The organism is Streptomyces sp. NPDC007264 (assembly GCF_042869095.1).
In the GTDB taxonomy this organism is placed as follows: Bacteria; Actinomycetota; Actinomycetes; order Streptomycetales; family Streptomycetaceae; genus Streptomyces.
On the sequence record NZ_JBIAFD010000003.1, the window covers coordinates 346508 to 360554 of the forward strand.

A 14047-nucleotide genomic window follows, 5' to 3' on the forward strand; every position below is an offset into this window, starting at 1 on the left:
GGGAGCGGTGCATCGCCGGGCGGTGGCGGCGCAGCTGCCTGCGTCCGGCCGTCACGCGGAGATGCGGCCGGGCCGCCGGCTCCGGACCTGGAGCACCACACCGCCCAGGAAGAGGACCCCTCCGGTGGCGAAGACGACGTCGAGGAGGGTGAGGTCGCGCACCCATTCGTTGTACCGGAACATCGCAAGTCCCGCACAGCTCAGCAGGGCCCCGGAGCCCCACAACCGCGGTCGCACGATCTGCCCGTCCAGCCACGGCAGGGTCCGGCGGGCCGTGACGGCCAGCACCCCCACGCCCGCGTAGAGCACCAGGGCCACCCCTACGGCGACCAGTGAGATGACGTGAAACACCGAACCCCCCTCAGATCCTCGCCCTGATCATGTCACCGCCGTCCGCGGACGGCCAGGTCCCCCTGCGCCCGCGCGGACGTGCCGTATCGGGTGCACCCCGGTCGCGGAGCCGCGCCGTCCGCCCTACGCTCCGAAATGTGACGCCGCCCCACCGTCGACGCCGGCCGCGCCGGTCCGCCGCGTACCCAGCGGTGCGGTGGGTGCCTGCCGTCTTCGGGGCGGCGCTGGTGGCCGTGGTCGCGGTGGGACGGAACCGGACGTCCGCCGACGACCTGGTGCTGCCGCTGGTGGTCGCGGTCGCGGCCGTGGCCCTGGCGGCGTACGCGGGGGTGCGCCGCAGGAGACGCATGACGACGCGCACCACGCCGGGCAGGGGCGGCACGCGGGCCGTCGTACCCCTGGACGAGCTCGACCGGCGCGCCGAGCGGTCGCTGGTCGGGATCGACGACTGTGTGCGCACGAGCCGGGAGGAACTGAGCTCCGCCGCCTCGCAGTCGGGGGCCGACGCGGTGCGGCCGTACGCGGACGCGGTGGACTTCGCCGCGGCGGAACTGGCCGCCGGGTTCCGGCTGCGCCTGCGGCTCGACGAGGGCGGGGGCGGAACGCGGGAGCTGCTGGAGGAGATCCTCGCGCACTGCGTGGCGGCCGGACGGCGGCTGGACGCGGAGGCGGCCGGGTTCGACCGGACGCGGGCGCTGGAGCGCACGGTCCGGGACGCGGTGGAGCGCGCCGAAGGGCGTTTCCGGAAGCTGGCGGCGCGGGTCGCGGACGCGGACGGCACCCTGGCCGGGCTGCGCGAGCGGTACGCCCTGTCCGCGTATCTGCCGGTGGTGGGCCAGGACGAACGGGCCAAGGACCGGCTGCTGTTCGCCACGTCCGGCCTCAACCGGGCCCGCCAGGCGCTCGACCGGGGCGAGACGGGGGCAGCGGTGGTCCATCTGCGCGCGGCCGAGGCCGCGGTCTTCCAGGCGGGGGTCATCGTGGACGGCATCGCGCGGCTCGCCTCCGACCTGACCGCCGCGACCGACGCGCTGCCCACCGCCCTGTCCGACACGGAGGCCGCCGTGCGCGAGGCCCGCGGCCGGCTGGGGACCGAGGCCGCCCGGGGGGATCTGCGGGGGCTGATCGCCCACGGGGAGACGGTGCTGGCGCAGCTGCGGGGGGAGACGGCCGGGGACGAGGCCGCGCCCGGCACGCCGGCGGGGCCGGGGCGGGACGACCCGGTGGACGCGCTCCGCAGGATCGAGCAGGCGTCGGCCGGGCTCGACCGGGCGCTGTGGCGGGAGCCGGACGGGCCGCACGTGCTGGGCCGGATCGAACGGGCGCTGCTCGCCGCCGGCAGCAGCGTCGGAGCCGCGGCCGACTATGTGACGACGCACCGCGGGGCCGTCGGCTGCGAGGCGAGGACGCGGCTCGCGGAGGCGGAGTGGCGGCTGCGCCGGGCGCGGAACACGGAGGTGCCGCCCGTCCCGGCGCCGTCCGTCGCCCTCACCGACGCCCGCGAGGCCGACGCGCTCGCCCGGCAGGCCCGGCAGCTCGCGGAGCGGGACGTGCGGGCCCACGGGACGCCGTACGAGGTGGGCATCGGCACGGGCGGGGCCGTGCTCGGCGGCATCCTGCTCGAAGCCCCCCGGCGGCCGGGCGAGCGAGCGGGGCACCCGGGCGACGGCGGCCCCGCGTGCTACGGCGGACCGGACACGCGGGGGCGCAGGGGCGGCGGTGACCTGTTCCGTCCGCCACGGGACGGGAGCGCGGGACCCTGGTCTAGAACAGGCTCAGCAACGCCTCCGCCGGATCCGTGATCCCGTTCTCGCCGCCGGGCAGCGGGAGTTCGAACCACACCGTCTTGCCGCGCGGTGTGCGGCGCGACCCCCAGGCGGCGGAGAGCAGCCCGACCAGTTGCAGGCCGCGGCCCCCCTCGTCGGTGTCCCGGGCGCGGCGGCGGCGCGGCTGGACCAGGCCGGCGTCCCACACCTCGCACACCAGCGTCCGGTCGAGCAGCAGCCGCAGTCTGATCTCGCCCTCGCCGTACCGCAGGGCGTTGGTGACCAGCTCGCTGACCAGCAGCTCCGCCGTGTCCACCAGCGGCTCCAGCTCCCAGGCGAGCAGCCGGCCGCGCGCGTGCTCGCGGGCCCGCCCCACGCTGCGCGGCTCGCGCGGCAGCGTCCAGTCGCCGACGGAGTCGGCCGGCAGCCCCTGCACGCGTGCCAGCAGCAGCGCGATGTCGTCCTCGCCGTGGTGCGTGTCGAGGGTGCGGAGCACGTGGTCGCAGACGTCCTCGAGCGGCTGGGAGGGGTCGGTGAGCGTGCCCACGAAGGCTTGGAGTCCCTCGTCCAGCGGATGGTCGCGGGACTCGACGAGGCCGTCCGTGTACAGCGCGAGCAGCGCGCCCTCGGGCAGTTCGACCTCCACCTCCTCGAACGGTTCGCCGCCGACGCCGAGCGGCATCCCGGGCGGCACGTCCAGCATCAGCGCGGGCTCGCCCGGTTCGACGAGCACCGGCGGCAGATGGCCCGCGTTGGCGAAGGTGCAGCGGCGCGTCACCGAGTCGTAGACGGCGTAGACGCAGGTCGCGAGGTACACCTCGGCCAGGTCGGCCTCGCGGGGCCGGCGGGCGGCGCGGGTGGCCTGCTGGACGCCTCCCCCGGAGCCGAAGGTCTGCGAGGTACCGGCGGGGGCGCCCAGGCCGCGCGCGATCTCGTCCAACTGCGCGAGGACCTCGGCGGGTTCCAGATCGAGCTGCGCCAGGGTTCTCACGGCCGTGCGGAGTTCGCCCATGGCCACGGCGGCGCGCAGGCCCCGGCCCATGACGTCGCCGACGACCAACGCGGTGCGGTGGCCGGGGAGTTCGATGACGTCGAACCAGTCGCCGCCGACCTCGCTCGGCCGCCCGGTGGCCGCGTTGCCCGGCAGATAGCGGCAGGCGATGTCCAGGCCGGAGGCCTCCGGGTCGCCGGGCGGCAGCAGGGAGCGTTGCAGGAGCAGCGCCCGTTCGTGCTCGCGGCGGTACAGGCGTGCGTTGTCGATGCAGACGGCGGCGCGCGCGGCCAGTTCCACGGCGAGGGCCCGGTCGCGTTCCCCGAACGGCTCGCTGCCCTTCGTCCGGGAGAACTGGGCGAGGCCCACCACGGTGTCGTGCGCGACCATCGGGACCGCGAGCGTGGACTGGATCAGGCCGCCGTCCGTGGCGGGGATGTGCCGGGGGCGGGCGGTGCGCAGGGCGTCCGCGCAGGGCGAGTTGAAGGAGAAGTGGTGGACGGCGCCGACGGCGACGGGCCCGGGGCCGCCGGCGAAGGGCGCGTCCGAGACCGCGCTGGCGAACGCGACACGGCGCACCTCGGCGCTGCCGTCGGCCAGGCCCGGAGGGGTCTCGTCGCCGGCCATCAGACCCTGGTAGAGATCGACGGCGGCGAGGTCGCAGAAGCCGGGGACCACCACGTCGAGGAGTTCGCGCGCGGTGGTCTCCAGGTCGAGGGAGTTGCCGATACGGGCGCCCGCGTCGTTCAGGAGGGCGAGGTTGCGGCGGGCGGCGGCGGCCTCGCGCGCGGCGGCGCGGCGGGAGGTGATGTCTATGCCGAGCCAGGCGATGCCGATGGCCCGGCCGGTGCCGCTGTGCACGCGGTAGAGGTTGACGGACCAGTGCTTGCGCTCGTCGGAGCCGGGGACGAAGCCCGTCACATGCATGTCCGTGATCGACTCACCGGTCGCCAGGACGCGCCGCAGCGTCGCGGCGATGCGCTCGGCCTCGGGGGGCTGAAGGTAGTCGTGGACGGACCGGCCGCGGTGGTCGTCGGGGGCGCCGCCGAAGGTGGAGGCGAACCGCTCGTTGGCGCGCCGTACCCGCAGATCGGCGTCGATCAGCAGAAAGCCGAACGGAGATTGACCGAATATCGCCTGAGAGGCGGCGAGGTCGGTTTCGATGCGGCGCAGGGTGCGGACGTCCACGACGATGCAGACGGCGGCCCGTTCGCCCTCCTCCGTCGTGGTGGGCATCACATAGACCTCGGCGAGCCCTTCATCCCCTTCCGGGCCGGGTGTCCGGAAGGGGATGACGCCGGTCCACTCGCGGCCGTCGAGGATCTCGGTCATCTTGCGCTGGCCGCGCTCCCGCAGATCGGGGGCGACGAACGCCTCGATGGGGTCCATGCCGACGGCCCGCTCCGAGGAGATGCCGAAGAGCTGTTCGGCGCGCAGGCTCCACTGGTCGACGTGCCCGTCGGGGCCGATGGAGAACGACGCCACCTTGATGTAGTCGTACATGGAGCCGGGCGGACTGACCTGCCACACCGGGCCGCCCGTGGCGGCAGGGGCTTCCGCGGCCGCGGCGGAGCCGACCGAGGCTCCGCCCCTCGCGCCGCCCGACGGATCCTCGGACTCCGTGGCCTTCGCTGGTATCTCGCTCACGCGAACCGTCCCCTCCAGCTCACCGCGTCCGGCACCGGTCACCGGGGGCGGCTGCCCGCAGTATCCAGCACTACGGTGCCCCGCAGTACGGTGTTCACGATCACAGCTCGGTCCCGATGGTTTTTGGACCCACTGCGCCATACTCCCAGTCTTCTAACCAGGTGGTGGCCCATCGAATCAAAGAGTGCGCCACCGCGCCCTGGCCTGATCCGTACGGGGCTCGCACCGACCGGAAGGGCACGGCCCCCGCGCCGGTGGAACCCGGCGCCGTCCGGGGCGAGCGTCCGGCCGCGGGACGAGGCGGTCGCGCTCAGCCGGGAACGGCCAGTTCGAACCAGACGGTCTTGCCGGCGTCGCCGGGCCGGGTGCCCCAGCGGCGCGAGGCATGGGCGACGAGCTGGAGGCCGCGGCCGTTCTCGTCGTCGGAGCGGGCGCTGCGCTCGCGGGGCGGGTCGGGGAGCGGGTCGGAGACCTCGACGAGCAGCGTGGCGGGGGGACTGTCGGGGCGGACGAGCCGGACACCGATGGGGCCCGTGGCGTGGCGAAGCGCGTTGGTGACCAGCTCGCTCACCAGGAGCACGGCCACGTCGCCGAGCTCCTCGAGCCCCCACGTGCGCAGCCGGCCCCGGACGACGGCGCGAGCCGTCCGAACCGCGCCCGGGTCGGCGGGGAACGTCCACTCGGCGCTTTCGCCTTGGGTGTCGAGCACGCCGATCACTTCCCAGGCCAGAAGCCCATCCATGTCCGGTTTCATGGGGTTAATGGGCACATACCCGATAACCGCGGCGCCTTACCGCGTGCAGGGGCGCACTGTGGCACGAACGGCGTACGAGCCGTCAGCCCCTTGAGCCCCGCACCCCCGGCCCTCACGGCCGCCACACCCTCGGACAGAACGCCCCGGCCACCCCCGGCACACCCTTCCCGCGCCGCGGGCCGGCCGGGTTCGGCGCAGCCTCAGACCAGCTCACCACTGGCGTTGAGATCGTCGAACAGCAACTGGTCGACCGGCGGAACCAGAGGACGGTCGGCGTACGAGAACCAGGCCGTCGCCTCGATCTCGCTGCTCGCCGACAACGTCCCCTCGTAGTCTGCGGTGTAGCAACTCATGCGCACCACAGTGCCGACCGGCAGGCCGGGCGCCTCGGCTTCGTAAGTGCCCACGTGCACCGCTGTGGACGGATCGAGGAGCACGGTCAGCTCCTCCTTGATCTCGCGCAGCAGGGTCTCCAAGTCGCTCTCCACGCCTTCCCGCTTGCCGCCGGGAACGTAGAAGACGCCCTTCCCCCGTGGCCGGGCACAGAGGATCCTGCCGTCCTCGACCCGCACCCAAGCCACCGTGTCGATCAGGACCGACATCACTCCGCCTTCGTCTTCCGAAACCCTGGTCAGGCAGGACCCTAGCGGGACCGCACCGGCCGCCGAGCCTCGCTCAGCGCTCCAAGCTGCCGATCGCCTCCTCCAGCCACTTCCTCTCCTCAGCTCCCGTGGCACGGGCGATGCGCAGCATGCCCTGCCGGAACAGGTCCGGCGCCCCCTCGGCCCGTACCGGCTCACCGTCGCGGTAGAAGAAGCTCGACGGGGTGTCGAGGAACGCCCGGCGGCGACGGAGGACGGCGGCCTGCCCGGCAGGGTCCGGAAGATGACGCAAGAAGGCGAGCAGCGTGAAGAAGCGCTGCCCATCGGTGATTTCCACGTCTTTGGGGTTGCTCAGGCGAGCCAGCAGTTCGGCACGGCCGGCCTTCGTGGGAGACAGGATCCGGCGGTGTGCGGCACCGCTGCCGGGCTCGGTGCGCTGCTCGATCAGGCCCGCCTTCACCAGGCGGGTGATGGCCGGGTAGAGCGCACCGTCGCTCACCGGACGGATGTGGCCGTTCAGGGCTTGGATACGCGCCTTCAGCTCGTAGCCGTGCAGGGGCTCTTCGTAGAGGAAACCCAGAATCGACAGCTCCAGCATGCGCCGTCCCCTCGCTTGCGCCTGTCCGCGCACTTGTCCGCTCCGCGCCACCATGCTATCTCTTTTCGCTGTACCTCGATTCGAGGTACAGCGAAAAGAGGGAAGCCTGTCATGGGGGCAGCGGAACACCGCCGGAAGTTGATCTCACTCGCGTGTCCGGTCTACTTCGAACTCCTCGCCGGGGTGATGGCCGGGATCATCAACATGGTCTGGGTGGCCCGGCTCGGCGGGGACGCCGTCGCCGCGGTGGCGGTCGCCACGAATGTCGAGAACCTGCTGCTCGGCGTCATCCTCGTAGCCGGCTCCGGCACGACCGTGCTGGTCGCACGGGCCAGGGGTGCGGAGGATCCGGCAGGAATGCATTCCGCCGTACGCGGCGGCTGGGCGCTGTGGGCGCTTGTCACACCCGTTGTCGCCATCGGCGGGTACCTGTACCGCGAGCCGCTGGCCCGACTCGTGCTCGGCGGCGACGGCGGCCCTCCCCTGTCCCTCGCCACCGGGTACTTCTCGATCGCTCTACCGGGAATCGCGGTGTTCTTCGCCACCAACGTCGTCGACGGCATCCTCAAGGGCACCGGCGACACCCGCACGCCGATGAAGCTCTCCGTGCTCGCGAACGGACTGATACTCGCGCTGGATCCCGCTCTCGTCCTCGGCCTCGGACTGGGAGTGCGCGGCGCGGCGATCTCCACCGTCCTGGGGCGGACGGCCGCACTCGTCCTGGGTCTCCTTGCTCTGCGCCGCAACGAACTGCTGCGCCGGGTCGCCGCGGGGACTCCGGCCGGGGCCGGGAGTCTCGCCGCGGACGCACGCAGGACGGCCGCGACCGGTCTGCCGATGTCAGCCGACTTCCTCGTCAGAATGGCCGGCGCACTCGCGCTCGTCGCCGTCGTCGCCCGCATCGGAGTGGGCGACGTCGCGGCCTACGGGATCGCGACCAAAGCGATGTACGTCGCCACCATGGCCTTCTACTCGGTGCGCCAGGCCGCCGCCATCCACACCGCGCATCTGCTGGGCACCGGACATGACGAACGGCGGAGCATCGGACGCCAGGCGCTGCTCCTCTCCGGTGGCCTGGGACTTGCAGCCGCTCTGGCGCTGCTCGCCACCGGACCGCGGATCATGCGAGCCTTCGGCGCCGAGGGCGCGGTGGCCGAGGCCGGAGCGCTCTATCTGCGCTGCTTGGGTCCCTATCTGATACTGCTCGCGTGCTTCATCGCGCTGGGCGGAGTGTTCGAGGGCAGCGGCAGCAGCCCGGCTCTCGCCCGGATCACCTCGTGCGGGGTGGTGCTGCAACTGGCACTCGCGTACGGCATGTCGGGCTCGGGCCTGCCGGGCATCTGCCTGGCCATGGCGCTGTCGATGGCGCTGCAATGCACGGCCGTCGCCCGGATGTACCGGCGCACGCCACGGTCCGCGGCCGCAGGCAGCAGCGGACGTCGGCCGAAAGCCTCGGCCGCGGAGCCCGACAGCACCGCACCCGGCAACCGACCTGCCTGACGAACGCCGAGCGGCTCTCAGCGTCCGGCCGGTTCGGGGGGTGCGCTGCGGCGGGCGGCCCGGAGGCGGCCGCCGCCGAGGGGGGCGGCGCCGACCACCACGATCGGTCGCGTCGTGCGCCGGAGCCCACGGGAGCGCACGAGGGGGCACCGGGGACGTGGAGCCGGCTCACCCGGCCGCGTTCGGCCCGATGCGCTCCACCCAGTAGAGCTGTTTGTGGCCGCGGTCGCCGAGGCTGTCCACGATCTTCTGCGCCTCGGCCCGGGTCGCGTACCTGCCCACGCGGTAGCGGTTGCCGTTGTCGTCCTGCCGTATGACGAGCCAGGGAAGAGTGACCGTGCTGTCGTTCATCGCGCCCCTCCACTTCCCGTCCCCGGCTTCCGCCGCGCCCCGCCCACCAAGGAAACCGCACTGCGCATATGCCCGAGCCTACGCCTTACCTTCACGCAGCGAATACGACTTTTCACAAAGAGGTACGCAACCAGCCAGAACGGAGGGGCGCGCACCGTCGAACGCGCCGTGCGAAACACCCGTGATACGCGCGGAGCGGCACAAAGCGCCCGCGGACGACGGCCGGAGAACGACCGGATCGCACCGCGGGCGCGAGAACGGGCCCGACGGCAGGTGGGCCAACCACCCGCACGGGAAGGCCGTCTGACGCCCGACGGCTCGTGGGCGCTACTTGACCGGCAGGTGGTACGCCACCCGGTAGCGGTCCGCCGGCACCACCACGTCCGCCGTCTCGACCGGGCGGCCCGAGGCGTAGTACGTGCGCTGGACGACCAGCACCACATGGCCGGGGACGCCGCCCAGCGCCAGCAGTTCCTCCGCGAGGCCGGGGCGGGCGCCGACCTCCTCCGTGACGTTGTCCACCACGACGTCGATGGCCGCCATGCGCTCGACGACGCCCATGCCGCCGAGCGGTCCCTCCTCGGGCAGCATCACGGGGGTACGGCCGGTCAGCGCGAGGGGCTCCCAGGAGGTGGAGAGCATCATCGTCTCGCCCGCGTCCCGGAACACGTACCTGGTGCACATCACGCGGTCGCCCGGCTGGATGGCGAGCCGCTCGGCGACGGCGCCGCTCGCCGCGCACTGCTCGCTGTGCGACTCCCAGGTGCCGCGCGCGGAGGCGTCCGCCTGCTCCTGGCGGAAGGGAGTGGCGCCGCTGTCGGGGCGGAACCCGGAGCGGGCGATCCTGCGCGGCACGGGCCGCTCCCGGACGTACGTCCCGGAGCCGGAGCGCCCCTCCACGAGCCCCTCGGCCATCAGCACCTTGCGGGCCTCCAGGGCTACCGTGTCCGAGACGCCGTACTCCTCGCGGATGCGGGCCTGGGACGGGAGGCGGGTGTGCGGTGGCAGCGAGCCGTCGACGATCTTCTTGCGGAGATCACCCGCGACACGCAGATACGCCGGCTGCTCACCGAAAGTCACTGGCCACTCCCCTCTGGCTGTACAGACAGCAACAGAGTGGCAACTGTGGGTTGTCTCGTGCAAGCGCAGGCCAGGGAATCACTCGATGTGATGACAAGGGTTTATCAAGGGCTTTACGCAGGCACTTTCTCCCCGCTCCCGCGGCCGTCACACCTGCCGGCCGGCCCCCGTACCCGCGCTCGCGTCTCCGCTGCCGTCCGACGTGTCCGACGGTGGGCTGGTGGCCAGCCCCAGAGCCTTGCGGGCAGTGATCGCCGCGCGCCCCTCCATCAGGGCGCCGGCGCGGTCGTAGTGGGTGTAGAAGGAGTCGGCGTCGGTGGCCTTCGCCGCCTTCCCCCACTCCTCGCGGGCCCGGTCCAGGGCCGCGGCCTGGCTCGCGACCGACCGCCCCGCGCGGTCCCCCCAGGGGTGGGCGCGCAACTGCCGGGTCTGGTCGGCCAGCGCCGTGGCGACCCGGCCCGCCCACGCCCGGTGGCCCGGCAGGTCGTCCTCGACGTAGTCGGCGTCGGGGGCGGTGTCCAGCGCCCGGTAGAGCACGGTGTCCGCCCGCAGATAGGCGAGTTGGTCCCCGGTGAGGGTGCGGGAGTCGCGGCGCAGGGTGCCGGTGAGGCTGCCCTTCTCGTCGGTGTTGCCGAACATGCAGGCGATCTCGCGGTCGCCGTAGCCCCAGCTCTCGCGTGTGGGCGTGAAGTAGTAGATGTCGACGTCGCCGGGGACCGCCCAGGAGTCCATGGCGTAGGCGTACTGGAGCGCGTAGCACTTGTCCTCGGCGGCCCGGGTGATCGTGTCGTCACCGGGGTAACGGCCGTCGGGGAGCGTGAAGTCGGCGAAGACCTCGGCCTGGTGCCGGCCGGAGCACGGGACCTTGTCCACGTCGTACGCCTCCCCCGAGAGCGAGCCGCCCCGCGCGTTGAAGCACTCCCCCTTCGTGAGGGTGAACGTCACGCCGTCGCCGCGCGCCCCGTCCTTGAAGCCCTCCCAGACGTCGTGCGCGCCGCCCGTCGCGAAGGCGGTCGCCAGCAGGGCGAGTCCGAAGGACGACATCACCATGCCTCCGATCGCGAGCCCCCGGCCGCGCTCGCCGCGCCGCCTGATCTGCGCCAGCGCGATCAGCCCGAGGATCAGCCCGACGGCGGGCAGGAAGCACAGGATCCCGAGGACGAGTGCGGCGATGGCGACCCCGTTGACCGGTGCCGGGCGGTTGTACGGGGAGTAGCCCTGCCCCCATGGCTGGTACGGAGGGCCGTACGGCTGCTGGGAAGGGCCCTGCGGGTACATGCCCCCGGGCTGCTGGGGCCCGGGGGGCGGGGGTATGGACACGGGTGCCGTGCTCCTCGTCCGGAGTGCGCAGTACAGATGTACGAGGCGCATCGTAGGCGCGGGGGGGCAGGGCGGCGGAACGCGGGTCACCAGGGCACCCGCCCTCGTCGCGAGGACGGGGACGGGGACGGGGGCGGGGGCGGGGACGGGGACGGGGACGGGACCGTGCGTCGGACGGTCGGGGACGGTCAGAACTGCAGGGCCCAGGAGTCGATCTTCCCGATGTCGCCCGCGGCGTTGTCGCTGACCTTCAGCTTCCACGCGCCGTTCGCCTGTTCCGACGAGGCGTCGACGGAGTACGTGGTGTCGATGTCGTGCGTACTGCCGCCGGAGCCGTAGCCCTTGAGCAGGTAGGCCGACTTGTCGGGCGCGATCAGCTGGACCCGGAGGTCACCGATGTACGTGTGCTTGATGTGCACCTCGACGCCGAGGTCCGCGGGCGCCTTGCCGGGAACGCCACTGGCCTTGATCGGCGACGCCACGGTGAAGTGGTCGAAGATCAGGTAGTCCCGGTCGTTCACGAAGCGCGGTCCGGTCGGGGGCGGCGGCGGGGTCGGGCCGCCGACGACGTTCAGGAGCCGGTCGGGAGAGCCGGGGCCGGGGTCGGTGACGACACCGGCGGACGCGGCGCTCGTCAGCGCGTTCGCGGTCTCCGAGGGCGTGGCGTTCGGGTGGTCCGCCAGGTACAGGGCCGCGACGCCCGCCGTGTGCGGGGTCGCCTGCGACGTCCCGGACAGGGTGGCCGTGGCCGTGTCGCTGGAGTTCCCGTCGGACGTGATCGAGACACCCGGCGCGAACAGGTCGAGCACCGCACCGTAGTTGGAGAAGGAGGCCCGGCCGTCGCTCCTCGTGGTGGCACCGACCGTGATGGCCTCGCCCACCCGGGCGGGCGAGAACCCGGAGGCGTCGGAGCTGTCGTTGCCCGCGGCCACGGCGAACGTGACGCCGGAGGCGATGGCGTTGCGCACGGCCGTGTCGAGCGCGCTGTCGGCGGGGCCGCGCAGGGACATGTTGGCCACGGACGGACCGCTGTGGTGCGCGGCCACCCAGTCGACGCCGGCGATGACCTGGGCGGTGGTCCCGCTGCCGGCGTTGTCGAGGACGCGGACGGCGACGACGGCCGCCTTCTTGGCGACACCGTACGCGGCTCCGGCGATCGTGCCCGCGACGTGGGTGCCGTGCCCGTTGCCGTCCTGCGCGACGGGGTCGTTGTCGATGAAGTCGTACCCGTTCGAGGCGCGGCCGCCGAAGTCCTGATGGGTGACGCGTACGCCGGTGTCGAGGACGTACGCCGTCACACCCTGGCCGGCCGCGGCCGGATAGGTGTACCTGGCGTCCAGCGGCAGGGTCTTCTGGTCGATGCGGTCCAGGCCCCAGGAGGGCGGGTTGAGCTGGGTGTCGGTGGCGCGGTAGGTACGGTTCTGGACCACGGAGGCGACGGCCGGGTCGGCCGCGAACCGCTTCGCGTCCTGCGGGGTGGCGTGGATCTCGTAGCCGTTGAGCGCCTTGGCGTAGGTGTGCCCGATGGTGGCGCCGTACTTCGCCGCGAGCGCCTGCCCGAAGGCGGAGGTGGCCTTCGCGGCGTCCGCCTTGAGGACGACGATGTAGCTGTCGGGGACGGCGTTCGCCTCGCCCTCGTACTGGATCAGGCCCTCGGGGCCCGGATCCGCGTGGGCGGAGAAGGCGCCGACGAGGCCGACGACCAGGGCCGCCACGCCGATCGCGGCCAGTCTTCGCCCGGCCGGACGCGTCATTGTCATGCGGGGTCCTCCTCGGTGCTGGAGTGCAGGCGCCGCTCCGGCGGGGCTGTGCGGATGGTGCACGCGCGGGAGAAGTACGGCGCTGAACGCGCAAGGGCACGGACGGAACACCCCTGACGCCGGGCAATCATGACATATCGTTACGACCCGGACAAATATCCTGACTTCATGACACCTTTGCCGGACTGTTTCTGCCCGGCGGACGGCACGCGCGTGACCTCCCAGTCGCTCGCCTGGTGCTGCCCCGTCTGCCGCGGCCCGCTGGACCTGGACTTCGCCCCCACCCCTGCTCCGCTCAAGTCCCTTGCCGGGCGGGTGAATTCACTGTGGCGGTACGCGGAGACGCTGCCGCTGGGCACGCCCTCGGTCAGCCTCGGAGAGGGCCGTACGCCGCTCGTGGAGCTGACGGAAGGCGTCCTCGCCAAGCTCGACTTCCTGATGCCGACGCTGTCCTTCAAGGACCGGGGCGCGGTGCTGCTGGCCGAGCTGGCACGGCGGCTGGCGGCGCGTCAGGTGCTCGCCGACAGCAGCGGCAACGCGGGCACCGCCATCGCCGCGTACTGCGCACGCGCCTCGCTGCCGTGCACGGTGTACGTTCCCGAGCGCACCTCGCCCAAGAAGCTGGAGCAGATGACGGCGCACGGGGCGCGGGTACGCACGGTCGAGGGCGACCGCGAGGCGGCGGCACGGGCGGCGTGCGAGGCGGCGAGCGCCGACCCCGGGACGTTCTACGCGTCGCACGTCTTCAACCCGTACTTCCTGCACGGCACGAAGACCTACGTCCACGAGCTGTGGGAGGACCTCGGCGGACGGCTCCCGGACGTGCTCGTCGTGCCCGTCGGCAACGGCACGCTGCTGCTGGGCGCCGCCCTCGCCGTGGCCGAGTTGTACACGGCGGGCCTCATCGACCGGCGGCCGGCCCTGTACGCGGTCCAGACGGCGGCGGTCGCGCCGCTGGCGCACGCGTGGGAGGAGGGCGCGGACGACCTTGTGGGCGAGACCCCCGCGGCCCCCACCGCCGCCGAGGGCATCGCGGTGCCGCGCCCGCCCCGGGCCCGGCAGATCCTGCGCGCGGTGCGCGACTCCGGCGGCACGTTCCTGACGGTGACGGAGCATCAGATCAGGCAGGCGCAGCTGGATCTGGCCTCCCGCGGCCTCTTCGTGGAGACGACCGGGGTGACGTGCTGGGCGGCGCTGCGGGAGGTGGCGCCCGGGGCGCTCCCCCACTTCCGGTCCCGCGCCGGCGGCGCGACCCCGACCGCCGTGGTGCCGTTGTGCGGGGCCGGCCTGAAGTCGGGACTGGCCTGAAGTCGGGACCGGCCCGAGC

Annotated in this window: 12 protein-coding genes; 3 read left to right on the top strand and 9 right to left on the bottom strand. The window is 73.1% G+C overall.

Annotation, left to right across the window (positions count from 1 at the left end; genetic code table 11):
- Positions 1-51: 51 nt before the first annotated feature.
- The gene (locus ACFYMU_RS06600; protein ID WP_388368767.1) at positions 52-351 is read right to left on the bottom strand and encodes a hypothetical protein; all 300 of its coding nucleotides are present in this window, start codon (positions 349-351) and stop codon (positions 52-54) included.
- Positions 352-551: 200 nt separating this feature from the next.
- On the opposite strand from ACFYMU_RS06600, the gene ACFYMU_RS06605 reads away from it, so the two are divergent.
- Positions 552-2153 (top strand): TPM domain-containing protein, encoded by a 1602-nt coding sequence (locus ACFYMU_RS06605; RefSeq protein WP_388368770.1) that lies wholly within the window; start codon positions 552-554, stop codon positions 2151-2153.
- On the opposite strand, the gene ACFYMU_RS06610 is transcribed toward ACFYMU_RS06605, so the two are convergent.
- The 4 genes from ACFYMU_RS06610 to ACFYMU_RS06625 all read right to left on the bottom strand — a co-directional run bounded on the left by ACFYMU_RS06610 (position 2116) and on the right by ACFYMU_RS06625 (position 6709).
- Complete coding sequence (locus ACFYMU_RS06610; RefSeq protein ID WP_388368772.1) at positions 2116-4755, bottom strand: SpoIIE family protein phosphatase; 2640 nt, start codon at positions 4753-4755, stop codon at positions 2116-2118. The two genes, ACFYMU_RS06605 and ACFYMU_RS06610, sit on opposite strands and share 38 nt — an antisense overlap.
- Positions 4756-5065: 310 nt before the next feature.
- The gene (locus ACFYMU_RS06615; RefSeq protein ID WP_388368775.1) at positions 5066-5497 is read right to left on the bottom strand and encodes an ATP-binding protein; all 432 of its coding nucleotides are present in this window, start codon (positions 5495-5497) and stop codon (positions 5066-5068) included.
- Between the two features lie 212 nt (positions 5498-5709).
- Complete coding sequence (locus tag ACFYMU_RS06620) at positions 5710-6111, bottom strand: NUDIX domain-containing protein (protein ID WP_388368778.1); 402 nt, start codon at positions 6109-6111, stop codon at positions 5710-5712.
- Positions 6112-6184: 73 nt separating this feature from the next.
- Positions 6185-6709, bottom strand: coding sequence for a PadR family transcriptional regulator (locus ACFYMU_RS06625; RefSeq protein ID WP_388368781.1), 525 nt, complete (start codon positions 6707-6709; stop codon positions 6185-6187).
- A 111-nt stretch (positions 6710-6820) separates the two neighbouring features.
- On the opposite strand from ACFYMU_RS06625, the gene ACFYMU_RS06630 reads away from it, so the two are divergent.
- Entirely contained in the window at positions 6821-8209 is a 1389-nt protein-coding gene (locus ACFYMU_RS06630) for an MATE family efflux transporter (RefSeq protein WP_388368784.1), read from the top strand.
- Positions 8210-8377: 168 nt separating this feature from the next.
- On the opposite strand, the gene ACFYMU_RS06635 is transcribed toward ACFYMU_RS06630, so the two are convergent.
- The 4 genes from ACFYMU_RS06635 to ACFYMU_RS06650 form a co-directional block, all read right to left on the bottom strand.
- Positions 8378-8560, bottom strand: coding sequence for an SPOR domain-containing protein (locus tag ACFYMU_RS06635; RefSeq protein ID WP_388368787.1), 183 nt, complete (start codon positions 8558-8560; stop codon positions 8378-8380).
- A gap of 327 nt (positions 8561-8887) precedes the next feature.
- Positions 8888-9640 (bottom strand): GntR family transcriptional regulator, encoded by a 753-nt coding sequence (locus ACFYMU_RS06640; protein ID WP_388368790.1) that lies wholly within the window; start codon positions 9638-9640, stop codon positions 8888-8890.
- 147 nt (positions 9641-9787) lie between these two features.
- Positions 9788-10960, bottom strand: coding sequence for a DUF4190 domain-containing protein (locus tag ACFYMU_RS06645; RefSeq protein ID WP_388368793.1), 1173 nt, complete (start codon positions 10958-10960; stop codon positions 9788-9790).
- Positions 10961-11148: 188 nt separating this feature from the next.
- Positions 11149-12720, bottom strand: a complete 1572-nt coding sequence (locus ACFYMU_RS06650) for a S8 family serine peptidase (RefSeq protein WP_388368796.1) — start codon at positions 12718-12720, stop codon at positions 11149-11151.
- 168 nt (positions 12721-12888) lie between these two features.
- Between ACFYMU_RS06650 and ACFYMU_RS06655 the strand changes: the two genes are divergently transcribed.
- A complete protein-coding gene (locus tag ACFYMU_RS06655) occupies positions 12889-14028 on the top strand; it encodes a threonine synthase (protein ID WP_388368799.1) in 1140 nt (379 codons plus the stop codon).
- Positions 14029-14047: the final 19 nt, after the last annotated feature.

Bases quoted from the DNA above. Each gene is read 5' to 3' on its own strand.
- ACFYMU_RS06615 (WP_388368775.1), bottom strand. From the start codon at position 5,497: ATGGATGGGCTTCTGGCCTGGGAAGTGATCGGCGTGCTCGACACCCAA.
- ACFYMU_RS06620 (WP_388368778.1), bottom strand. From the start codon at position 6,111: ATGTCGGTCCTGATCGACACGGTGGCTTGGGTGCGGGTCGAGGACGGC.
- ACFYMU_RS06625 (WP_388368781.1), bottom strand. From the start codon at position 6,709: ATGCTGGAGCTGTCGATTCTGGGTTTCCTCTACGAAGAGCCCCTGCAC.
- ACFYMU_RS06630 (WP_388368784.1), top strand. From the start codon at position 6,821: ATGGGGGCAGCGGAACACCGCCGGAAGTTGATCTCACTCGCGTGTCCG.
- ACFYMU_RS06635 (WP_388368787.1), bottom strand. From the start codon at position 8,560: ATGAACGACAGCACGGTCACTCTTCCCTGGCTCGTCATACGGCAGGAC.
- ACFYMU_RS06650 (WP_388368796.1), bottom strand. From the start codon at position 12,720: ATGACAATGACGCGTCCGGCCGGGCGAAGACTGGCCGCGATCGGCGTG.
- ACFYMU_RS06655 (WP_388368799.1), top strand. From the start codon at position 12,889: ATGACACCTTTGCCGGACTGTTTCTGCCCGGCGGACGGCACGCGCGTG.